Annotated in this window: 1 protein-coding gene; it reads right to left on the bottom strand. The window is 49.5% G+C overall.

Annotation, left to right across the window (positions count from 1 at the left end; translation table 11 throughout):
• Positions 1-10 precede the first annotated feature (10 nt).
• A partial coding sequence (locus RF647_RS19305) for an alpha/beta fold hydrolase (RefSeq protein WP_368813145.1) occupies positions 11-509 on the bottom strand: 499 nt, incomplete at its 5' end.

The raw sequence follows: 509 nt of genomic DNA, 5'->3' as shown, positions 1-509 counted from the left end.
CAGTCAGCGCTTATAAGCGCTTTGTTAACCATTCTAGCTGCTGGGTAATGACGTTATCGAAATGCTTACCATCATATAAATCATAATGTTTTGCGCCCAGCTCGGTATAGAGCCGCTTGTCCTGGGCGCTGACGGATTCGTATAGCGCAATACCCTGCTGAGGATCATTAACCGTATCGTCTCCGGCCACGACCACGAGCGTCGGGCAGCTGACCTTCTCCGCGTACTGGTAAGGTTTGTAGCGAAGCGTTTCATAAACGGTAAGGAAAGGTATTTTGATATCCATCGCAGGATAGTGCGCTTTATTTTCCTCAAAGAAGGCTTTCGACTCTTCGTCTCCCAATACCTTCGTGATGGCGACGAACATCTCCTTACCCTGGCGCTCGCGTTTTTCGACCATCTTTTCAAGCGTGGCGACGAACCCCTGCTTGTCGTTATCATCCATATTGCCAGTGACAATCACTTCACCGTCCGCAAACCCCATCTGGCTTATGATGCATTTCACCTGC

It is taken from the genome of Kocuria sp. CPCC 205263, assembly GCF_040981075.1.
GTDB classification, from domain to species: Bacteria; Actinomycetota; Actinomycetes; order Actinomycetales; family Micrococcaceae; genus Kocuria; species Kocuria rosea.
The sequence above is the reverse complement of the archived record's forward strand: the minus strand, read 5'-3'. Positions and strand labels throughout refer to the sequence as shown.